This window comes from Rhodococcus sp. BH4 (assembly GCF_002079265.1).
Taxonomy (GTDB): domain Bacteria; phylum Actinomycetota; class Actinomycetes; order Mycobacteriales; family Mycobacteriaceae; genus Rhodococcus_F; species Rhodococcus_F qingshengii.
Genome location: NZ_CP014941.1, coordinates 5169260 through 5188063, shown reverse-complemented (window position 1 = coordinate 5188063; position 18804 = coordinate 5169260). Strand labels below are relative to the sequence as shown.

Below are 18804 nucleotides of genomic sequence, written 5' to 3'. Positions count from 1 at the left end.
TCAACAGGTGGAAAATGCCTCTGAACTGGCATTTTGAGAAAATCTCACGCACTTCAACCCCCTCGTACTTCTCCCAGGTCAGAGGCTCGCGGCCTTCCGTAGCCTTGAGATTTCTGATTGAATCTGTCTCAGAGTGAGACGAGGTGACGGAGAGTGACCGGTGCAAACGAGCGCCGCGCCGCCGACTGGTTGGCCGGCGGTAACCGCCGTGAACTCGCAACCGAGCGCATCTTCGCGGCTGCGGCAGAGTTGATTCGAGAACAGGGATTCGATCGGTTCAACGCCGACGACGTCGCTGCCCGCGCAGGCTGTTCGAGGGCAACGCTCTACCGCTACGTAGGTGGCAAGTCCGCGATCCGCGAGGGGTTGTTGTCACGAGGCGCGGCATCCGTGGCGAGCAAGGTCGCGACTGCCGTCGAATCACTGCACGGCGACGAGCGCATCGTGGAGTCGATCCTCGTCGCCGTCGACGCGATCAGATCCGACGCTGCCATGAGCCACGGCCTTGCGGCAGCGCGGGCCAACGGAATCGACGAGTATCTCGTGTCCTCGCCGTTGCTCCCGCGTACTGCACTGGAACTTGCAGGATTGGATCCTGAAGGTCAAGAGTCGCAGTGGGTGGTTCGGATCGTGTTGATGCTCTTGGCATGGCCTCTCGCAGACAGGGCCGCCGAACGACGGATGGTCGAGTCGTTCGTCAGCTTCTGAGGCTCCCGCGTCAGCGAGTGCCTACGGGCCTGTCGCCGACGATCGAGATTCGATCCATCACTCTGCGAGCGGGAAAGTAGTCGCTGGCCGCATAGTGCTGACAAGTTCGGTTGTCCCAGAACGCAATCGTATCCGTCCGCCATTTGAGTCGTACTTGGAATTCGGGGCGATGCACGTGTCGGTAGAGCAGGGTGAGTAGCTCGTTGGACTCGGCTTCGGGCACCCCGACGATCCTCTGAGTGAAGCTGAGATTGACGAAGAGTACCTTCCGCCCGGTCTCGGGGATCACCCGCACCACCGGATGTCGAACGGCAGGGAACTGTGGGCGTAACTTCGCCACTGTTGACGGATCCATGTGCTTGCCGAACGAATTGATCCAATCGTGCTCGGCAACAAGGTTATCGATACGTTCTTTGATGCCCTCCGGGAGTAGTTCGTATGCCGCTCCGGTATCGGCCCACAAGGTATCGCCGCCGACTGACGGAACCTCGACTGCACGCAAGACCGCTGCGAACGAGGGGAATTCGTGCCAGCTGACGTCGTTGTGCCAGTTGTTCTCCACACCGCCGGTCATCGCGTCTTTGGCGAGAGTGACAATGTCGGCTTCGCTCTGGCCTGGTTGGGTGTACTTGAAAAACGGATGCTGTTCCAGTGAGCCCCATCGACTCGCGAAATCTCGGTGTTCGCTGCGGTCGATAGTTTGATCGCGGAAGAAGAGTACTTTCCATTCGAGTAGTGCCCGGCGAAGTTCCGACATCGTCTCGTCCGAGAGTTGGCCGCTCAGGCTGATTCCCGAGATTTCCGCACCGATGGTAGGCGTCGTCGGAGTGAGTGTGAAACGCGTGTACGGCAATACGTCGAATCCCTCGGCGGTGCGTGAGGCCACGAGTGGCCCGTAAGCAGCGAGTGGATCGGTTGCTACCGGGTAGATCTGTCCGCTCACGAATGCCGTCATGTCCGTCATCCTTACTCGTTCGGGTGGGGGTCTTCCGCTACGGTAAGGCTCAATCCTTAACTGTGTCAAGGGTTGGCAAGACGTTTGGTTGCGTTATTACAAATTAACTTTATGATCTGAATCAGATGGTCGAAGGACGATTTACGTGATCAGGGTCCTGATCGGCTGAACACTAAACCTGAGGAGTGGGCGAGCATGGAAGCACGTGTCGAGTACACGGAACTATTCATCGGCGGCGAATGGGTGACACCGTCCGGTAGTGGCGTCATCGAGGTGATATCGCCGCATACGGAGAGCGTGATCGGTTCGGTTCCAGCCGCGTCGACGGCAGATGTCGACCGCGCAGTGGAGATCGCGAGGGCGGCATTCGATTCCGGAGTGTGGGCGCAGACGCCCCTCGCTGACCGCATTGCGGTGGTCACCCGCATCAAGGACGCGATCCTCGCCAGGAGTGAGGAATTCGCAGCGCTGATCTCGCGGCAGAACGGTGCTCCGGCCAGTTCGGCGATGCGCACGCAGGTGTTGGGAGCCGTTGCGGCATACGGCACGGCGTGTGCCGTGGCGGCGCAGTTTCCGTTCGAAGAGTCGCGTGCGGGCGTCGGCGGCCCGATGTTGATCCGTCACGAACCGGTGGGTGTCGTCGCAGCAATCGTTCCGTGGAATGTGCCGCAGTTGGTGATCGCTGCGAAACTTGCTCCGGCACTTCTGAGCGGATGTGCGGTGATCTTGAAACCGGCTCCGGAGACGCCGCTCGATTCGAACTTGCTGGCCGAAATATGTTCACAGGCAGGACTTCCGAAGGGAGTGCTCAGCGTCTTGCCTGCCGACCGGGACGTGAGCGCTCATCTCGTGTCCCACCCCGGAATCGACAAGGTGGCCTTCACCGGGTCGGTGGTAGCAGGTAAGGCGATCATGGCTGCTGCAGCCGCGAATCTCACACGAGTGACACTCGAACTCGGTGGCAAGTCGGCTGCGATAGTTCTCGAAGACGCAGATATCGATCAGGCGCTGCCCAACATCCTGGCGGGATCCTTTGCCAACAGTGGTCAAGCTTGCGTCGCGTTGACGCGTATTCTGTTGCCGGTCAGTAGGTATGACGAGATTGCGGATAAGTTTGCGGCTGCGGTCGCGGTGATGAAAGTTGGTGATCCGACCGATCCGGCGACTGTGATCGGACCGATGACCAGTGCGGCGCAGCAGCAACGAGTGCTCGACTACATCGGAATCGGTGAGGCCGAGGGTGCGAAGATCTTGACGGGAGGGTCTGTGCCGGAGGGGCTTTCGACAGGCTGGTACGTCGTACCCACGGTCTTCGGCAACGTCGACAACTCCATGCGGATTGCTCGCGAGGAAATCTTCGGGCCGGTCGTCTGCCTGATTGCGTTCGAGGACGAAGCTCACGCGATCGCGATTGCCAACGATTCCGACCTCGGACTCTCGGGAGCGGTCTGGACTGCGGACACTGCGCGCGGCATCGAGGTGGCACGGCAGATCCGGACCGGTACCTTCTCGGTGAACTGCCAACGATTCGACGTCGTTGGTCCCTTCGGCGGTTACAAGAATTCCGGTGTGGGGCGCGAATTCGGCCCTGAAGGTCTGGCGGCGTACCTCGAAGCCAAGAGCATCTTCCTCCCCGCCTGACCCGGCGAAGTCGCAAAAGATTCAGCCCCACTTCGATTGTCGAGGTGGGGCCGAATCAGCTCGTGTCAAATGCCGATGTCCTTGGCGATGATCGTCTTCATCACTTCACTCGAGCCCGCATAGATTCGGTTGACCCGTGTGTCCGCATACAGGCGAGAGATCGGGTACTCACGCATGTAGCCGTATCCACCGTGTAGTTGCAGACATTTGTCGATGACGCGGCCGGCCATCTCGGTGCAGAAGAGCTTGATCCTCGCGGCGTCCGCGACGGTCAACTCACGGATCTCGTCGAGATCGAGTGCGCGGTGGACCGCAGCTTGCGCGGCCGCGACTTCTGCCGAGCATTCGGCCAATACGAATTTCGTGTTCTGGAACTGAGCCACGGGGGCACCGAAGACCTCGCGCTCTTTGACGTATTCGGTCGTGAACTCGATTGCTGCGCTGGCATTCGCGTAGGACCCCACGGCGGCGCCGAGTCGTTCCCGGACGAGATTTCGGGTGAGGTAGCCGAAACCAGCACCCTCCTCGCCGAGGAGGTTCTCGATAGGCACGCGGACGTCGGTGAACGAGAGTTCGGCGGTGTCCTGCGCTCTCAGTCCCAACTTCTCGAGCTTGCGACCGACGCCGAAGCCGTCCGACGTGGTGTCGACACAGAGAATCGACAGACCGGCGCGGCGGTTCACTTCGCTCGGCGGACTGGTGCGAGCGACCACGAGAATCAGGTCAGCCTGTACTCCGCCGGTAATGAACGTCTTGGATCCGTTGAGGACGTAGTGGCTGCCGTCGCCGGACAGTCGCGCCGTTGTTTTGATCCCGGCAAGGTCTGAACCGGCGCCAGGCTCGGTCATCGCGATGGCGGTCATCAGTTCGCCGGAGAGGAAACCGGGAAGCCATCGCGCTTTCTGTTCGTCGTTGCCGTACTCCACCAGATAAGGCAGGACCAGGCACGTATGGACGACGTCGGCGCCGAACGTGACCCCTGCCCGTGCGGTCTCCTCGCGGATCACGGCCTGATACTTGAAGCTCGCCTCGCCGCCGCCGCCGTACTCCTCGGGCAGTTCGATTCCGAATATTCCGAGGTCACCCAACTGTCGATACAGTGATCGAGGAACCATGCCGGCTTCCTCCCATTCTGGAAAGTGTGGGACGACCTCACGGGCGATGAACGTCCGAATCATGTGACGGAACGTATCGTGATCGCTGTTGTAGACGGTTCGTTGCACGCGATTCTCCTTGGGCTCGGTACCCTGAAGTCAGGTATCCGGTTCTGCGGTGAGGTAAGGTTCTCTAACCAGATGTTGAGAGAAAATTGCGGAATGAGCTGTTGTTTTACAGCAATAAGTGAATAATAACTCATAGGTATGCGTTTGACGATGCAACCCAGGTTGTTCGAGTTCCGGTTGTCGCGAAGGAGAGAGTCACGATGGTCGTACGTAGGCCCCACGACCGTAAGCAGCAAATTCTTGCTGCTGCAGGCGAACTTTTCCGTGAGCACGGGTATCACAATGTGTCCGTTGCGCAGGTCGCTGCGGCAGTCGGAATCACGGCCCCGGCCCTCTATCGGCACTTCAAGAACAAGCCGGATCTGCTTTACGCAGCGGTCAACGCAGGTATCGAATCTCTCTACGATCGAGTCGCCGGGTCCGAGGATCTGAAATCGCTGATCGCGGAGCTTGCGGCGTCGGTATCTCGTCGTCGAGGGCTCTCTCTCCTGTGGCAACGCGAAGCTCGCTACCTACCCGACGAGCAACGGGAGGAAATGCGCGCGACGCTCAAGAGCGCTGCCGCACGCGATGCTGCGCTGATCAGAACGGAACGTCCCGAGCTCGACGAAGAAGACAGCTATCTGCTCGCCTGGGCTCTCATTGCCGTCTTCAACAGCGTGTCCTCGCATCGGGTGTCACTACCGAGACGTCAGATGGAACTGCTGCTGGCAGAGTTGGCGGAGCGGGCGGTGCATACGGAACTCGGTCACTCCGAGGGGAAGGTGGAGACGTCGACCGGTCACGTTCCGGTGGCGATGCCGAGACGTGAACTCTTGTTGACCGAAGCGATTCGTCTGTTCGATGAGCGCGGGTATCAGGCGGTCAACACCGAGGACATCGGTGAGGCTGCCGGAACCACGGGCCCCAATGTGTACAACCACTTCGATGCCAAGATCGACCTACTGATCGCGGCGGTCTCGAGAGGCGGCGAGCGGCGCCGGATCGGTGTCGCGCAGGCGCTCGCTGCGGCAACCGGGCCGGAGGACGCGTTGTCCGGATTGCTTGCGGCACATATCGATTTCGCGATCAACGAGCGTCATCTGATCGGGTTGTTGATCAGTGAACTCGACCAATTGCCGGACAAGTTCCGCCGCACGTGTGAACAGAATCAGCGTGAGTACGTCGCGTTGTGGGTCAAGATGCTCGACGACGTTCGTCCGGGACTGGAACCCGCGACGGCCAGAATCACCGTCAATGCTGCTCTGACGGTTGTGGAGAACGCCGTGCGTATCGGCCGACTACGTCGTCGTGACGATCTGCCTGAGCGCCTGTTCGAGATCGGCTCCGCCGTCTTGCTGGCCAGTTAGCCGCACAATCAGCCGGGTACTGTTGGCAGACAGTCATATTCAAGATGGTATACATTTTTGCATACGTTCCTCAAGAACCTAGTCGATGAATTCAACTGATCGGAGACGTCCATGCGTTTCGACGCAACAGAGCTGACGATCGAGGAACTCGAACTTCAGGCAGAAGTACGGGAATACCTCGACAAGCGGCTCACCCCCGGTAGCTATCCACTCGGACTCGGGATGTCGGGGGCGGTGGATCCGGTGTTCTCGCGAGATCTCGGTGGCCGTGGGTGGCTCGGTATGTCGCTGCCGAAGGAATACGGTGGGGGCGGACGGTCAGCAGTGGATCGATTGGTCGTCGTGGAAGAACTTCTCGCGCGGGGAGCACCGGTCGGGTATCACTGGATCGGGGACAGACAGTCGGGTCCGAGCATCGCCGCCAACGGCACGGAAGAACAGAAGCGGTACTTCCTTCCCGGTATCGCGAGCGGTGAGTTCTCGTTCTCGATCGGGATGAGTGAGCCCGACTCGGGGTCGGACCTGGCATCAGTGCGCACTCGCGCCGAACGTGTCGATGGTGGCTGGAAAGTCAACGGCACCAAGATCTGGACCACCGGCGCCTTCCACGCCACACACATACTCGCCCTGCTTCGAACCTCGGCAGACAAGCACAACGGACTCACTCAGCTGATCGTCGATCGCGACAGCGAGGGCCTGACCGTCTCACCCATTCCGTTCATCGACGGTAGTGAGGACTTCTGCGAGGTGTCGTTCCAGGATGTTTTCGTGCCGGATTCGCGTCGCCTCGGAGACGTCGGAGCGGGCTGGGGACAAAACACCGGCGAACTCGCACTCGAGCGAGGTGGCGTCGACCGTTGGATGTCGCTGATGCCGGTCCTCGAGAACTGGGCGGCCAGCCAAGCAGCGCAAGGCGGTCCAGCTGCCCTCGTCGATCTGGGCTCGATTACCGCACGCTGCTGGGCTTTTCGCGGGATGTCGCTGTCCATCGCACGGATGGTCGACGCCGGTCGCTCGCCGGTCACAGAGGCCGCGCTGATCAAGGAGATGGCTACACGCTTCGAACAGGACTGTGTTGCGACCGTCGCGCGGCACCTCGGCCGGGCGCCAGACCTTGCATCCGACGATCCGTACGAATCACTGCTTGCCCGGGCCGTGCTGGTGGCGCCGTCGTGGTCGATTCGCGGCGGCACCAACGAAATTCTCCGCACCGTGATCATGAAAGGGTTGAACCGATGAATTCGGGGTCAGAGATCAACGCGCACACATTCGACGCCGACCTCGAAGCGATGGTCGAGCAATTTTTCGCCGAGAAGTCCGGCACCGAGGTGGTAGCGGAGGCCGAGAGCGACGGTCTGCCAACCGGATTATGGTACGCGGCAGTGGAACTGGGGCTGCCGCTGGTCGGTCTTCCCGAATCTGCAGGTGGTTCCGGTGGCTCGCTCCTCGACGCCGTTACTGTGCAGCGCGCTGCTGCGAGGCACGCTGCGCCGTTGCCCCTCGCCGAGACGTACCTTGCCGGCAGACTGGCAGCAGCGGCTGGGCTACCGGTGCCCTCCGGAATCGCAACCGTCGCGCCGAGATCGCAGCGCGACGATGCGCGTCGGACCAGCAACGGCCTGGTATCGGGAACCTTTCACGATGTGCCGTGGGGGAGCGCCGCGTCAGTGCTGGCGGCAGTTCTCGGTGATCGAGTTGTACTCCTGAACATCTCTGACGCCGAGATCGGTTCCGGGACGGACTTTGCGGGGCAACCGCGTCAGAGCCTGACGTTCTCCGAAGCGCGGACCGTCGACGGTGACAACCCGGTCGATCCCCGGATTCTCGGTAGACTCGGCGCCTTCCTGCGATCGGTGCAGATGGCGGGAGCCATGGAGGCGGTGTCGACGCTGACCCGGCGCTACGTGTCGGAGCGGGTGCAGTTCGGCAGGCCCATCGCGCAATTCCAAGCCGTCCAGCAGCACATCGTCACCCTCGCTCAGATGGCATCGATGTCCACGCTGGCCGTGGATCGCACTGCGTATGCGCTCACCAGTCGCGACGCCGACTTCGAAGTGTGTGCAACCAAATTGGTGGTTTCGCAAAATGCGCTCGCGAGCGTGCGCGCCGCCCACCAGGCGCACGGTGCGATCGGCATGACCCGCGAATACCGCTTGCAACAACTCACCCGTCGACTGCATGCCTGGAGATCGGAGTTCGGGGACGAGATCGCGCTTGCGAAGCAACTCGGAACGGCCGTCGCGGCAAAGCCTTCCCTGCCCCGCTTGATCACCGACCCTCAACCGACCTTGGAGCTGAAATCATGACCGACGCCGTGTACCTGGAAATCGACGGACACGTAGGAACCATCGAGTTCTCACGTCCGCCCGCCAATTACTTCGATCAGGCACTCCTGCAGCAGATCGCCGATGCGGCAGACGATCTCGTCAACGGTGGAGATATTCGAGCGATCGTTCTCGCATCGGCAGGCAAACACTTCTGCGCCGGCGCGAACTTCGGTGAGGGCGGACTGGGGCCCGATCGTGCCGACACGGTACGCACGATCTACACAGAGGCATTGCGGTTGTTCGAGATTCCGGTTCCCGTGATTGCGGCAGTGCAGGGATCCGCGGTGGGTGGTGGGCTCGGCCTCGCCTGCGCGGCGGACTTTCGCGTTGCCGGGCCCTCGACGCGTTTGCACGCGAACTTCGCTGCGTTGGGGTTTCATCAGGGATTCGGGCTCAGCGTCACCTTGCCCCGAATCGTCTCGGCACAATGCGCAGCCGATCTGCTGTACACGGCGCGGCGGCTGACCGGCACACAGGCGCACGAACTCGGCTTGGTGGACCGTCTGGCCGAGGATGCGAACATTCGGCAGGAGGCGCTCGCGTACGCACACGAAATTGCCTCGAGCGCACCGTTGGCCGTCCGCTCCATGAAGGCGACGTTGCGCGCAGGGCTGCGGGACGAGGTCGCCACTGTGCTCGAGCGAGAGTTGGCGGAGCAGGTTGCTCTGTGGGGGACCGAAGACTGCGTCGCCGGCATCGAGGCCAACCTCGCACGAGTGCAACCGCAGTTCAAAGCGAGGTGAGGTCGACGCGACCACTATCGTGTCCACCGTGAAGGAACCAACCGGTGCACAACGCTGCCTGCAACAGATCCGGCAGATGATCGTCTCGGGCGAGCTGTTGCCTGGACAGAAGGTTCACCAAAGCGAGCTCGCCGAGCGGTTGAACGTGAGCAGAATTCCGGTCCGCGAGGCACTTTCGACCCTGCAGGCAGAGGGGGTCCTCGAACACAAGTCCAACACCGGGTACACCGTCGCCAGATTCAGCAGTGAAGATCTTTCAGAGCTCTACCTGATGCGACGTCTGCTCGAAACGGAGATCCTGGCGTCGATCGATCTCGGTGGCGTCGACGTCGCCGAGTTGGAAGGATTCCAGGAGCGGGTCGACCAGGCCGAACCGAGCGAGGAGGGACCCGAGTTTCAGGAAGCCAACCGTCAGTTCCACTTCCGCCTGTTCTCGTATTCGCCCCTGAAGCGCGTGCTGCAGGAAGTGGATCGGCTCTGGTATATGTCGGACTTCTACCGCGCCCTGTACATTCACGAACCGTCGTCGAGGCGGCAGGTTTCCGAGGACCACGGCAGGATTCTCCAGGCCGTCCGGGATCAGGATTCGGCCGAACTGATTCGCGCCAGCGACGAACACCGATCTGCTACCGAAGCTCTGGTAGTGAGAAGGCTCGGCCGTGGCCAACCTGGCTGAACCCTGACGAAAGAGCGAACAGTTGCGCGGTATCCGTAGAACTCTCGGATACCGCGCAACTGTAGTCGTGTGAGGGACGAACGCTCAGGGCGCCAGACTGTCACGAAGTTCGTTCTTACGGATCTTCCCCGTCTGGGTCGACGGCAACCCGTCGAGTACGTATACGTCACGTATCTTCTGGTACGGAGCAACCTGCGTGGCAACGTGCTCCATGATCTCGGTGGCAATCTGCTCGACCCGATCGACTGACTCCGAGTCGACCACGACGAAGGCCACCGGAATCTCGCCGGCCAGTTGGTCGGGGGCGCCGACTACAGCCGCCTGCAATACGTCGGGGTGCGAGCACACCAACTCTTCGAGTGGCTGCGGGTAGACGTTGTACCCCTTGTAGATGATCAAGTCCTTGGAGCGCCCACCGATGAACAGGTTGCCCTGCTCGTCACGCCAACCCATGTCTCCGGTATGAAGCCAACCGCCGATGAACTGGCCGGCGCTGAGTTCCGGTTCGTTGTGATATCCGTCGGCGATCTGCGGACCTCGGGCCCAGATCTGACCGGTCTCGCCCGCTGCCAGTACAGCTTCGGTGACTTCGTCGCGGATCTGAATCTCGGTGTCGGGGAAGGGGAGGCCGACGCTCCCCAACGGGGTGGGGCGTTCTTCGCACGGTGAACCCATCGTCAGACCCATTGTTGCTTCGCTGAGCCCGTAGCCTTCGGTGACGAGTGCGTTCGGAAAGACCCCTCGCAGTGTACGGATCGCCGTCGTGTCGAGTGGGGCTGCTCCGGATCCGAGAATCCGAACCGAACCCAGATCGTGCTCACGCAGGGTTCGTGCGCGTAGCAACGCGTAGTACATGGTGGGAGACCCGCCGATGTACGTCACTCGATACCTGTCGACGTCGGCGAGAAATCGGTCCGGATCGAAGCGCGTCCCGAGTACCACCGTGCCACCGAGCAAGGTGGTGAAGTTGTGACTGACCAGACCGAGTCCGTGAAACAGCGGCGCGATCGAGATCGACGCGCCCTCACCCGGAACGATGGAGTAACGCGTCAACGCGCCGTCGATCGGCCGAACGAGAAGTGCCCCGTCGACTAGTTCGGTTCGATGACCGGAGCGCCAACAGGCGGATTGGAGCACGTTGGCCACGAGATTCCGGTGCAGCACTCGTACGGCCTTGGACTTTCCGGTTGTGCCGCCGGTCAATTGCAGGTGAGCAACAAGTTCGGGATCCACCCGGTAGTCGGCCAGCGGTTTCGACGAGGCGAGGTCTGTGATGGAGGTGAGACCTTCGCAATGGCCGGACTGCGCGCCGGCTCCCGGAACCAGTACCAGGATGCGAGGCGGTGTGGACAGTGCGTTGACCTCGATTGCCGTTGCAGCACAAGATGGATGGGTGAAGACGACCTTGGCGTCGACGTCGTCGAGTTGGCGCTTCAATTCGGCCACGGGCTGGGCCGGATTTATCGGAGCCACTGCTGCTCCGGCGCACAGTGCGCCGTAGTACGCGACAATGAACCAGATCGAGTTCGGCATGTGCAGTCCCACGGCGTCACCCGGCTGGACACCGCGCTCCCGCAGGCCCTGCGCTACGCGCAGCGCTTGATCACGCAATTGCGAGTAGGTCAGTGACGTGTCGCCGTCGACGAGCGCGAGGCGGTCCGGGTACGAGCGGGCCGCTCCGGCCAGGATCGCATCGGCACCACAGTCGGGATATTCCAAGCTGCGGGGCAGCCCGAGTGGCCAACTCGAACTCATGTCAGGGCTCTGGATCTCTGTAGCCGTCATCTCAGATCAGCTCGAGAATCGTGGCATTGGCCATTCCGCCGCCTTCGCACATGGACTGCAATCCGTAGCGGATGCCGTTCTCTCGCATGTGATGTACCAGAGTGGTCATCAGACGTGCGCCGGAACCGCCGATCGGATGACCCAGTGCCATCGCGCCACCGTTTGGGTTCATGCGTTCGTAATCGGCGCCGGTCTCACGGAGCCACGCGAGCGACACCGAGGCAAAAGCCTCGTTGATCTCGAATGCGCCGATGTCACCGATCGAGAGACCGGACTTTGCAAGAGCTTTCGCCGTAGCCGGAATCGGACCCTCGAGCATGGTGACCGGATCCGTACCGGTGACCACCGCGGTGTGAATACGCGCGATGGGTGTCCAACCCTGAGACTTCGCGAACTCGCTGGTGGTCACGAGCAGCGCGCCGGAACCGTCGGAGATCTGCGACGAATTACCAGCGGTAATCGAACCATCCTCGGAAAAAGCAGGTTTGAGCGATCCGAGTTTTTCGAGGGTGCCACCGCGGCGCACACCCTCGTCCTTCTCGAAGACACTGCTGCGGCCGTCGGCGTCGGTCACCGTCACAGCAGTGATCTGATCCTTGAAGCGACCTTCGTCGACGGCGGCGGCGGCGCGCTCGTGCGAATCCAGCGCATGCTGATCCAGTTCGGCTCGCGAGATGCCGTACTTTTCGGCAATCATCTGGGCGCCCACGCCCTGGTTGAATCGGATACCGTTGTAGCGCTCCCAGACAAGCGGCCCGTGCGGCTCACCGAAACGTGCGTCCGCACGCGCGGAGCCCATCGGTACAGCGCTCATCATCTCGACGCCGCCCGCGATCGCGACGTCGTACTGGCCGGAGATCACGCCGGCAGCCGCCTGGTGAACTGCCTGCTGAGACGACCCGCACTGGCGATCGACGGTAACCCCGGGCACATGTTCGGGCCAACCGGCCGCCAGGACCGAAGACCGGGCGATGCAACCGGACTGCATCCCGAGCGTGCCGACGCAGCCCCAGATCACGTCGTCCACGAGCGCCGGATCGAGATCTACTCGATCGGCCAAGGCCTCGAGAACATGTGCAGACAGTGAGACTGCATGCATTCGGGAAAGTGCACCGTTTCGTTTACCGACTGCGGTCCGGACGGCGTCGACGATGACTGCGTCACGCATGGGAACTCCTTCGATCGTTCGTGTGACTGGGAAGATCTGGCTCTGGTCTCTACAGACCCATGTCCTTGGCGATGATCGTCTTCATGACTTCGCTTGTACCGCCGTAGATGCGGCTCACACGAGTGTCCGCGTACAGGCGTGCGATCGGGTACTCGAGCATGTAGCCGTAGCCGCCGTGCAATTGCAGGCACTTGTCGATCACGCGCGCGGCGACCTCGGTACCGAACAGCTTGATGCGCGCCGCGTCGGCGGCAGTGAGTTCGCCTGAATCGTCGAGTTCGATGCCGCGATCGGCGAGTGCTTGCGCGGCCTCGACCTCGGCAGAGCACTCGGCGAGAACGAACTTGGTGTTCTGGAACGCTGCGACGGGCTTGCCGAACACCTGGCGTTCCTGGACGTATGCCTTCGCGAATTCGATTGCAGCACGGGCAGATGCCACGCCACGACTGCCGATCGAGAGGCGCTCACGCGGCAGGTTCTGCCCCAGGTACGAGAACCCCTTGTCCTGCTCGCCGAGGAGATCGGCAACCGGAACCTTGACGTCGGTGAATGAAAGCTCGCTGGTGTCACTGGCGCGCAGGCCGAGTTTCTCGAGTTTGCGACCGTATTCGAAGCCGGGTGCGTCGGTGGGAACCACCATCAAGCTCAGGCCGAAGCGGCGGTCGTCCTCTGCAGGCGCGGACGTGCGTGCAACCACCACGCACAGTTCGGAATTGACCGCTCCCGTGATGAATGTCTTCGCCCCGTTCAGCACGTAGTGCGTGCCGTCTTCGGAGAGCTTGGCAGTGGTACGGATGCCGGCCAGATCGGAACCGGTGCCGGGTTCGGTCATGGCGATGCACAGCGTCTTCTCGCCGGTGGCGATCGACGGGAGCCAGCGCTGCTTCTGTTCTTCGTTCGCCAGACGCAAGAGGTACGGCAGGACGATGCCTGTACTGACCGTGTAGTGGCCGAAGCTCACCGCCGCGCGCGAGGTTTCCTCGTCCATCACCGCTTGGAACTTGTAGCTGATCGTGCCGGTTCCGCCGTACTCCTCGGGGATGTCGAAACCCATGACACCAAGATCGCCGAGTTTGTTGAACAACTCTCGTGGGACGCGGTTGTCACGTTCCCAGTCTGCGTAGAACGGAGTGACCTCCTTGGCGATGAACGTGCGGATCGTTTCGCGGAAGTCCTCGTGCTCTTGGGTGAAGAGGTTGCGCTTCATCTCGTTCTGCTTTCTCGTGGAGGGTTAGTTGACCGCGACGACTGCGGAACCGCGCAGTGTCACGGTGCCGTCGGGCAGCGTCATGGTGAGATCGAGGTGACCGAGGCCGTCTTCGACCTTGACGACCGTGACGGTGCACTGCGGCGTCGAGTTCACCGGGGTGATCGCGGAAAACCGGACAGAGAAGGAACGGATGCGCTCCTGCTCGTAGTTATCGGTGAGAAGTCGTCCGAGGTACGCCATGGACAACATGCCGTGGGCGAAGACGTCGGGAATACCAACTGCCGCACAGGCATCCATGTCGATATGGACGGGATTGTGGTCACCCGAAGCCCCGGCGTAAAGAGCCAGTGTGGTGCGAGTGATCTTCGGGACCGTCAGGTCCAGGGTGTCTCCGGTATCCATCTCAGCTCACCTTTTCGTAGAGGGTGACGACTCCGGCACCGCCGAGGCCGAGGTTGTGCTGCAGAGCGAGGGTTGCACCGTCCACCTGACGTGGACCGGCGTCGCCGCGAAGCTGCCATACCAACTCCGTGCATTGGGCGAGACCGGTGGCACCGAGTGGGTGGCCCTTGGACAGAAGGCCGCCGGACGGGTTGACCACCACTCGTCCGCCGTAGGTGTTGTCGCCGCTGAGGATGAACTGCTCTGCGCCGCCCTCTTCCACGAGTCCGAGAGCCTCGTAGCAGAGCACCTCGTTCACCGTGAAGCAGTCGTGAAGCTCGACGACCTTGATATCGCGGGGGTCGACGCCCGAGGCCTCGTAGACGTTGTGAGCCGCCGAAGCGGTGACGTCGTAGCCGACGGCCTTGATCATGCTTCCTTCGTTGAAAGTGCTGGGTAGATCGGACGTCATCGACTGCGCCTTGATCGCGACGTCTGTGCGAAGTCCGTTGGCGCGGGCGAACTCTTCGGAGCAAATGATCGCTGCTGCGGCGCCACATGTGGGTGGGCACGCCTGGTATCGAGTGACCGGGCCGAAGAGTGTCGGCGCTGCCATCACTTCTTCTTCGGTGAGTTGTGTGCGGAACACCGAGTACGGGTTGTCGGCCGAGTGCTTGCGTGCCTTGACCTGGACCTTGGCGAAGGTTTCGGCCCTCATGCCGAACTTCTCCATGTATTCGATACCCGCCACACCGAAGTACTGCGCAGCCCGCGGAACTGATGTGTCGATCCCGGCGGCAGCCTCGAGGACCTCGTCGAAGCGGCCGAGCGGACGCGGGCGATCAGTCCAGGCGCCTTTGAGGGCTCCGGGCTGCATCTGCTCGAAGCCAAGCGCCAGAGCACATTCCACTGCGCCACTTTCGACTGCCTGACGGGCCAGCCAGAGTGCAGTCGAACCGGTGGCGCAGTTGTTGTTGACATTGATCACCGGGATGCCGGTCTCGCCGAGGTTGTACAGCGCTCGCTGGCCGCTCGTGGAATCGCCGTACACATACCCGACATAGGCCTGCTGAACCTTCGAGTACTCGAGGCCCGCATCCTTCAACGCCGCTGTGGCCGCTCTTGCGCCCATGACGTCGTAGTCGTCACTCTTACCTGGTTTGGTGAACGGGATCATGCCGACCCCGGCTACAAATGCTCTGCGGCTCATAGTTTCTCCGAATGATCGAGGGGAGCGGTGTCAGACTCGTCCGCCGTCGACAACCAGGCACTGGCTGTTGACGTAGTCGGACTCCGGTGTGCAGAGCAGGTAAACGGCGCCTGCGGCTTCAACCGGAGTTGCTCCACGGCCGAAGGGGATGGTGGTTGCCATGGCTGCCATGCGGTCGGGATTGACTCCGACACGGATGTCGCGGCCGTCGATCGTGATCTTGGTGTCGGAATCGGCAGTCACCTCGGTCATTCGGGTGACGACGAAGCCGAAGGCGACAGCGTTGACGTTGACCTTGTAACGGCCCCACTCCTTGGCCAGCGTTTTGGTGAGACCGACGACGGCGGCTTTTGCACTGCCGTAATTGGATTGTCCTGCATTGCCGAAGACACCCGAGGTGGACGAAACGTTGACGACCTTGCGGTGGTAGCCGGTGGGATTGGCTTTGACGAACGGCTGAGCGGCACGCAGGATCCGGAACGGTGCCTTGAGGTTGACGTCGAGGATGGTGTCCCACTGCTCGTCGGTCATCTTCTGGATCACACTGTCCCAGGTGTAACCGGCGTTGTTGACGATGACGTCGAGTCCACCGAACGATTCGACAGCAGTGTCCACGAAGCGTTCTGCAAATCCGTCCTCGGCAACGGAGCCGATGCACGAGACGGCCTGTCCGCCTGCGGCCTTGATGTCATGTTCAGTCTGAGCGGCGGGCTCGGGATCGAGGTCGTTGACCACTACCGAGGCGCCTTCGGAGGCGAGCTTGAGAGCGATTTCGCGGCCGATGCCGCGGCCCGAGCCCGAGACGATGGCAACCTTGCCGTCGAGTGTTCCCATGATGCGATCCTTTTCGGTTTCAGCGTGTGGCGGTGACTACGCCGATTTCGGCGAGCACTTCGTCGGTGTGTTGACCGATGACGGGTGCGGGACGCGGGTCATCGGCCGGTGTATCGGAGTAGCGAGGAGCTGGATTCGGTTGGATGTGCCCGTCGCCGAACTTGCCGAACGTGGCACGGAAGGCGTTGTGCGGGTGTGCCGCTGCTTCGTTGAAATTCAACACCGGGGAGACGCAGGCACCCTGCATGTCGAATGCAGAGTCCCATTCGTCGCGGGTACGGGTCGCGAACAATTCGGCGAGTCGGTCAGCCATTGCCGGCCACGCATCTCTGTTGTGCTGTTGTGCGAACAGTGGATCCTCGGTCAGACCGAGCACTCTCATGGTTGCGGCGTAGAACTGTGGCTCCACGCAACCCACAGCCATGAATCCGCCATCGGCGCAACGATAGTTCCGGTAGAAGGGAGCGCCGCCGTCGAACATGTTCGATGCCCGCTCGTCAACCCAGCGATCACGCGCGAGTAGCCCGTGGATCAAGGCCAACTGGAGGGCGGTGCCGTCGGTCATCGCCGCGTCGACCACTTGTCCGCGGCAGTCGATTCGTGCTCGCAGCATGGCGGTCGTGATACCGAGTGCCAGCAGCATTCCGCCACCGCCCATGTCTCCGACCAGATTGAGCGGAACCGGAGGGACATCCCCGGGGGCTCCCATGGCCCCGAGTGCGCCGATAAGAGCGATGTAGTTGAGATCGTGGCCTGGTTCATGCGCCAGCGGCCCATCCTGGCCCCACCCGGTCATCCGGCCGTACACGAGCTTCGGGTTCCTGGCCAGGCAGGTGTCCGGGCCGAGCCCCAGACGCTCGGTGACTCCCGGCCGGAAGCCCTCGATGACCGCGTCGGCGGTGTCGATGATCTTCAAGACGGTGTCGACGTCGTGCGGATCCTTGAGATCGAGGGCTACCGAACGCCGGTTGCGATGCAGCACAGGATGTCCGGACTGGTTTCCGGCCTCGGTGCTACGGTCGATCCGGATCACGTCGGCGCCTTGATCGGCAAGTAGCATTCCGCAGAACGGGCCGGGACCGATACCGCCGAGTTCGACGATGCGAAGGCCCGCGAGCGGACCGCTTGGACTGGCGTCAGTCGTCATGGAAATAGGCATCTTTCGCTGGTAGGGAGACTAGCGCGAGCCGGCATCGACGGTCAGGCACTGTCCGCTGACGTAGTCGGTGTCCTGCGTGCAGAGCACGTACACAGCGCCGGCAGCTTCTGTGGGAGTACCTGGACGGCCGAGCGGGTTGGACGTCTTGACTCGTTCCATGACAGCGGCGCTGACACCGGCCTTGATCTTGCGGCCACCGATCTCGACAAACGAATCGTCGCCGGCAACCGCTTCGGTCATGCGAGTCAGGATGAACCCGTAGGCAACCGCGTTGACGTTGACCTTGTAGCGACCCCACTCTTTGGCGAGAGTCTTTGTCAGACCGACGATTCCGGCCTTGGCAGCTGCGTAGTTGGACTGTCCGGGGTTTCCGTAGAGGCCGGCCACCGAAGAGACGTTGACGACCTTGCGGTGGTAGTCGGCAGGGTTGGCCTTGATGTAAGGCTGGGCGGCCCGAAGAATGCGGAAAGGCGCCTTCAGATGGACGTCGAGAATGGTGTCCCACTGCTCGTCGGTCATCTTCTGGATGACGGTGTCCCAGGTGTATCCGGCATTGTTGACAATGATGTCCAGTCCGTCGAATGCATCGATCGCGGTGCCGACAAAACGTTCTGCGAAATCGTCGTCCGTCACGGATCCGACGTAAGCGATTGCGTGTCCGCCGGCGGCCTTGATGTCTTCGACCGTTTCGTGGGCTGGTTCGGGATCGAGGTCGTTGACCACTACGGATGCGCCTTCGGAAGCGAGGCGGAGTGCGATGTCACGGCCGATACCGCGGCCGGAACCGGATACGATGGCGACCTTGCCGTCGAGAGTGCCCATGTTCAATGTCCTTGCAGTCTAGGTTGAATGAGTGTTTCAAGCTCGGGGATCACGGATGACCGTGGTGGAGCGAAGGGTTGCTATCGCTTCTCCGTCACGTGACACCTCGGTGGTGCGAACCAGGAACTGCAGTGCACCACCCTTTTTCGCGTAGCAATCCGTGACCGCAGTGGAGAAATGGAGGGTGTCACCTGCGTAAGCGGTCTGGAGATAGGTGAACTCCTGCTCGCCGTGCAGGATCGTCCGGATGTCGATTCCGAGATCTGCGTAGAACGTGGACGGATTCGGCCGCTCCATGTCGAGGCAGAACAAGAACGTCGGCGGGACGGGGATGTCGCGGTGTCCGGCCTGCTCGGCGGCGCTCCGATCGGTGTAGATCGGGTCGTCCTGACCGGTGGCACGGGCGAAGAAGGCGAGCCGTCCGCGCTCGACCTCCACCGAGTGTTCGGGAATTCGGGTGCCGATGACTCCGGCGTCGAGGCTGGTCATGACAAACTCCTCGGAATCTGGGCGAAAGTGTCCGCCAGCTGATGAATGAGTTTCGAATCGCGGTTAGCGCATATTCACTTTGGCCGAGATATGTGCAGTTGTCAAGGAATTTGAAAATTCCCTG

18 protein-coding genes are annotated in these 18804 nt (G+C 61.7%); 7 read left to right on the top strand and 11 right to left on the bottom strand.

Features of this window, described 5'->3' with window-relative positions; translation table 11 throughout:
- Window positions 1-153: 153 nt before the first annotated feature.
- Window positions 154-708, top strand: coding sequence for a TetR/AcrR family transcriptional regulator (locus A0W34_RS23915; RefSeq protein WP_081558395.1), 555 nt, complete (start codon window positions 154-156; stop codon window positions 706-708).
- A 10-nt stretch (window positions 709-718) separates the two neighbouring features.
- On the opposite strand, the gene A0W34_RS23910 is transcribed toward A0W34_RS23915, so the two are convergent.
- Window positions 719-1672: a TauD/TfdA dioxygenase family protein gene (locus A0W34_RS23910; protein ID WP_081558394.1), complete on the bottom strand. Its 954-nt coding sequence runs from the start codon at window positions 1670-1672 to the stop codon at window positions 719-721.
- Between the two features lie 186 nt (window positions 1673-1858).
- Between A0W34_RS23910 and A0W34_RS23905 the strand changes: the two genes are divergently transcribed.
- On the top strand, window positions 1859-3304 hold the full coding sequence (locus A0W34_RS23905) for an aldehyde dehydrogenase (protein ID WP_081558393.1): 1446 nt from the start codon (window positions 1859-1861) through the stop codon (window positions 3302-3304).
- Between the two features lie 65 nt (window positions 3305-3369).
- Here the strand turns inward: A0W34_RS23905 and A0W34_RS23900 are convergent, their stop codons facing one another.
- Window positions 3370-4527 (bottom strand): acyl-CoA dehydrogenase family protein, encoded by a 1158-nt coding sequence (locus A0W34_RS23900; protein ID WP_081558392.1) that lies wholly within the window; start codon window positions 4525-4527, stop codon window positions 3370-3372.
- A gap of 200 nt (window positions 4528-4727) precedes the next feature.
- On the opposite strand from A0W34_RS23900, the gene A0W34_RS23895 reads away from it, so the two are divergent.
- The 5 genes from A0W34_RS23895 (at window position 4728) to A0W34_RS23875 (ending at window position 9622) form a co-directional block, all read left to right on the top strand.
- Window positions 4728-5876: a TetR/AcrR family transcriptional regulator gene (locus A0W34_RS23895; RefSeq protein ID WP_198035668.1), complete on the top strand. Its 1149-nt coding sequence runs from the start codon at window positions 4728-4730 to the stop codon at window positions 5874-5876.
- Window positions 5877-5987: 111 nt separating this feature from the next.
- Window positions 5988-7115: an acyl-CoA dehydrogenase family protein gene (locus A0W34_RS23890; protein WP_081558390.1), complete on the top strand. Its 1128-nt coding sequence runs from the start codon at window positions 5988-5990 to the stop codon at window positions 7113-7115.
- The gene (locus A0W34_RS23885; protein WP_081558389.1) at window positions 7112-8182 is read left to right on the top strand and encodes an acyl-CoA dehydrogenase; all 1071 of its coding nucleotides are present in this window, start codon (window positions 7112-7114) and stop codon (window positions 8180-8182) included. Before A0W34_RS23890 ends, A0W34_RS23885 begins: the two co-directional genes overlap by 4 nt.
- On the top strand, window positions 8179-8946 hold the full coding sequence (locus tag A0W34_RS23880; protein ID WP_081558388.1) for an enoyl-CoA hydratase/isomerase family protein: 768 nt from the start codon (window positions 8179-8181) through the stop codon (window positions 8944-8946). Before A0W34_RS23885 ends, A0W34_RS23880 begins: the two co-directional genes overlap by 4 nt.
- Window positions 8947-8974: 28 nt before the next feature.
- Window positions 8975-9622 (top strand): GntR family transcriptional regulator, encoded by a 648-nt coding sequence (locus A0W34_RS23875; protein WP_232329914.1) that lies wholly within the window; start codon window positions 8975-8977, stop codon window positions 9620-9622.
- 84 nt (window positions 9623-9706) lie between these two features.
- On the opposite strand, the gene A0W34_RS23870 is transcribed toward A0W34_RS23875, so the two are convergent.
- The 9 genes from A0W34_RS23870 to A0W34_RS23830 are packed head-to-tail and all read right to left on the bottom strand — an operon-like array spanning window position 9707 to window position 18680.
- Window positions 9707-11407, bottom strand: coding sequence for a class I adenylate-forming enzyme family protein (locus A0W34_RS23870; RefSeq protein ID WP_081558386.1), 1701 nt, complete (start codon window positions 11405-11407; stop codon window positions 9707-9709).
- Between the two features lies 1 nt (window position 11408).
- Window positions 11409-12575 carry a thiolase family protein gene (locus A0W34_RS23865; protein ID WP_081558385.1) on the bottom strand — a complete coding sequence of 389 codons (1167 nt, stop codon included), beginning with the start codon at window positions 12573-12575 and terminating at the stop codon, window positions 11409-11411.
- Window positions 12576-12624: 49 nt separating this feature from the next.
- Window positions 12625-13782 (bottom strand): acyl-CoA dehydrogenase family protein, encoded by a 1158-nt coding sequence (locus A0W34_RS23860; protein ID WP_054825171.1) that lies wholly within the window; start codon window positions 13780-13782, stop codon window positions 12625-12627.
- A 24-nt stretch (window positions 13783-13806) separates the two neighbouring features.
- Complete coding sequence (locus A0W34_RS23855) at window positions 13807-14187, bottom strand: MaoC/PaaZ C-terminal domain-containing protein (RefSeq protein ID WP_081558384.1); 381 nt, start codon at window positions 14185-14187, stop codon at window positions 13807-13809.
- A gap of 1 nt (window position 14188) precedes the next feature.
- Complete coding sequence (locus A0W34_RS23850; protein WP_065455237.1) at window positions 14189-15376, bottom strand: lipid-transfer protein; 1188 nt, start codon at window positions 15374-15376, stop codon at window positions 14189-14191.
- Between the two features lie 30 nt (window positions 15377-15406).
- Window positions 15407-16210 carry an SDR family NAD(P)-dependent oxidoreductase gene (locus A0W34_RS23845; protein ID WP_003940160.1) on the bottom strand — a complete coding sequence of 268 codons (804 nt, stop codon included), beginning with the start codon at window positions 16208-16210 and terminating at the stop codon, window positions 15407-15409.
- A 19-nt stretch (window positions 16211-16229) separates the two neighbouring features.
- Entirely contained in the window at window positions 16230-17357 is a 1128-nt protein-coding gene (locus A0W34_RS23840) for a CaiB/BaiF CoA transferase family protein (protein ID WP_081558860.1), read from the bottom strand.
- Window positions 17358-17387: 30 nt separating this feature from the next.
- Complete coding sequence (locus tag A0W34_RS23835; protein WP_081558383.1) at window positions 17388-18191, bottom strand: SDR family NAD(P)-dependent oxidoreductase; 804 nt, start codon at window positions 18189-18191, stop codon at window positions 17388-17390.
- A 36-nt stretch (window positions 18192-18227) separates the two neighbouring features.
- Entirely contained in the window at window positions 18228-18680 is a 453-nt protein-coding gene (locus A0W34_RS23830; protein WP_054827131.1) for a MaoC family dehydratase N-terminal domain-containing protein, read from the bottom strand.
- Window positions 18681-18804 lie beyond the last annotated feature (124 nt).

What these genes read in the sequence shown, in the direction of transcription:
- A0W34_RS23910 (WP_081558394.1), bottom strand. Translation starts at nt 1,672, where the DNA reads ATGACGGACATGACGGCATTCGTGAGCGGACAGATCTACCCGGTAGCA.
- A0W34_RS23905 (WP_081558393.1), top strand. Translation starts at nt 1,859, where the DNA reads ATGGAAGCACGTGTCGAGTACACGGAACTATTCATCGGCGGCGAATGG.
- A0W34_RS23895 (WP_198035668.1), top strand. Translation starts at nt 4,728, where the DNA reads ATGGTCGTACGTAGGCCCCACGACCGTAAGCAGCAAATTCTTGCTGCT.
- A0W34_RS23890 (WP_081558390.1), top strand. Translation starts at nt 5,988, where the DNA reads ATGCGTTTCGACGCAACAGAGCTGACGATCGAGGAACTCGAACTTCAG.
- A0W34_RS23885 (WP_081558389.1), top strand. Translation starts at nt 7,112, where the DNA reads ATGAATTCGGGGTCAGAGATCAACGCGCACACATTCGACGCCGACCTC.
- A0W34_RS23880 (WP_081558388.1), top strand. Translation starts at nt 8,179, where the DNA reads ATGACCGACGCCGTGTACCTGGAAATCGACGGACACGTAGGAACCATC.
- A0W34_RS23870 (WP_081558386.1), bottom strand. Translation starts at nt 11,407, where the DNA reads ATGACGGCTACAGAGATCCAGAGCCCTGACATGAGTTCGAGTTGGCCA.
- A0W34_RS23865 (WP_081558385.1), bottom strand. Translation starts at nt 12,575, where the DNA reads ATGCGTGACGCAGTCATCGTCGACGCCGTCCGGACCGCAGTCGGTAAA.
- A0W34_RS23860 (WP_054825171.1), bottom strand. Translation starts at nt 13,782, where the DNA reads ATGAAGCGCAACCTCTTCACCCAAGAGCACGAGGACTTCCGCGAAACG.
- A0W34_RS23855 (WP_081558384.1), bottom strand. Translation starts at nt 14,187, where the DNA reads ATGGATACCGGAGACACCCTGGACCTGACGGTCCCGAAGATCACTCGC.
- A0W34_RS23850 (WP_065455237.1), bottom strand. Translation starts at nt 15,376, where the DNA reads ATGAGCCGCAGAGCATTTGTAGCCGGGGTCGGCATGATCCCGTTCACC.
- A0W34_RS23845 (WP_003940160.1), bottom strand. Translation starts at nt 16,210, where the DNA reads ATGGGAACACTCGACGGCAAGGTTGCCATCGTCTCGGGCTCGGGCCGC.
- A0W34_RS23840 (WP_081558860.1), bottom strand. Translation starts at nt 17,357, where the DNA reads ATGACGACTGACGCCAGTCCAAGCGGTCCGCTCGCGGGCCTTCGCATC.
- A0W34_RS23835 (WP_081558383.1), bottom strand. Translation starts at nt 18,191, where the DNA reads ATGGGCACTCTCGACGGCAAGGTCGCCATCGTATCCGGTTCCGGCCGC.
- A0W34_RS23830 (WP_054827131.1), bottom strand. Translation starts at nt 18,680, where the DNA reads ATGACCAGCCTCGACGCCGGAGTCATCGGCACCCGAATTCCCGAACAC.